The following is a 1,333-nucleotide window of genomic DNA, read 5'->3' on the forward strand; positions in this document are numbered from 1 at the left end:
CTTACAGCCCAGACTTCAATTTAATTGAGCTAGTATGGCATTCCTGTAAAGAGTTCATTGCCCATCGGTTATTTGAATCCGTAAACCAACTTCAGGAAATTTTAGAGAGATTACTCAATCAGGGAGAATTAATAATTAACTGGAGTAGAAGTATTCGGAATAAAGGCAATAAAGTTATTGCAAGTTAAATGTCTATTAGCTTATCCCACCACTGAGCTTAACAAACCTGCTGCACCGGAACGAATCTAAGTTATCAATACGAGGCAAGGGTTTTCTGCGTCCGGTGAGCAAAAACGTTAAACGCGATTACTTCTAAGCATAAATGCTAATGTAATTATTTTTAGTTATTCATGTTGATTCAATATCAATCCCAAGGATATGTTCAACAAATAGGCTTTCTTTAACACTACAAACACTACCATATTTCTATTTGGCTTGAACACTACCCGCTCACCAACTAGTTTTGACCACACCCCAGCGCTCCGTTGTCCAAAAAGAACGGGGGAAAGGGGCTGTATCGCAATACTGTCTGCTGCGCGTAAAGGCTCCGTGAAGCTGGAATAGGCGGAAATTTTGGCAGTTTTTAAGCTGACGGACATTCAAATTACAATCTCAAAAACCTTACAGCATTAGTCAATTGTCCTATTTTGTACAAATTGAGTTTCTATTAGCTTATTGCCAGAGTTTACGCCATAATTGGATTTCACCAGTATAAAATCATTCTCTTTCCCTCGCTTTGGATTAGCTGGAGTAAAAAAATAGCCCACTTTTCGTAAGTAGGCTGGGTTTGCTCTAAAACTCGCATTCAGGAGCGGGTTCAACTTTGGCAAGAGATGCCTGAATGCGCTCGTAACGTTCAGAGGAGCGCTTGCCAACTTCAATTAAGGTCAGCAGGCGTTTAACGAGGTCGAGCAGTTCCTCATCTGTGCTATCTTTCAACGCCTCATACAAAGATGCACGAACAGCTTTGCCGTTGTGGGACAGGGGAGTATTGTCAGCCAAAGCCTGGTAAAATCTCCGCGATTCTGCTAACTCGATAGCGGTGTCGAGTAATTTACGGGAGTTGACGCGAATACCGATGGCAGCAAAGGAGATAGTCATAGTAAAAGTGTTAGTTAATTTTCATTAGTTTTCAGCCGTTAGGCGGTCTATAGACTGGTTTCACTGCTCAATACGGGGCGTGAGGGGAACTATAATGTATGCTGCTAAGCTAATCGGCATCAAAGTTGCATAATAAAAAGGTAAAGCTGATTCAAAGTAACTATGCCACCAGCAGCCAAGAATTTTTTAAGGTCGGAACAAGTCGTTCATCTACAGCAAGCCCTCAAGGAGA

The 1,333-nt window shown here is 41.6% G+C and carries 1 protein-coding gene and 1 pseudogene; one reads left to right on the forward strand and one right to left on the reverse strand.

Going from position 1 to position 1,333, the window contains the following annotated elements; translation table 11 throughout:
• Window positions 1–188: pseudogene (locus AC2VE5_RS27920) on the forward strand (IS630 family transposase); the annotation flags it as partial.
• Between the two features lie 604 nt (window positions 189–792).
• Here AC2VE5_RS27920 and AC2VE5_RS27925 read toward each other — a convergent pair.
• The gene (locus AC2VE5_RS27925) at window positions 793–1,101 is read right to left on the reverse strand and encodes a hypothetical protein (RefSeq protein ID WP_486890760.1); all 309 of its coding nucleotides are present in this window, start codon (window positions 1,099–1,101) and stop codon (window positions 793–795) included.
• Between the last annotated feature and the right edge of the window lie 232 nt (window positions 1,102–1,333).

The sequence above is a fragment of the Aliterella sp. E5.1 genome (assembly GCF_057473825.1).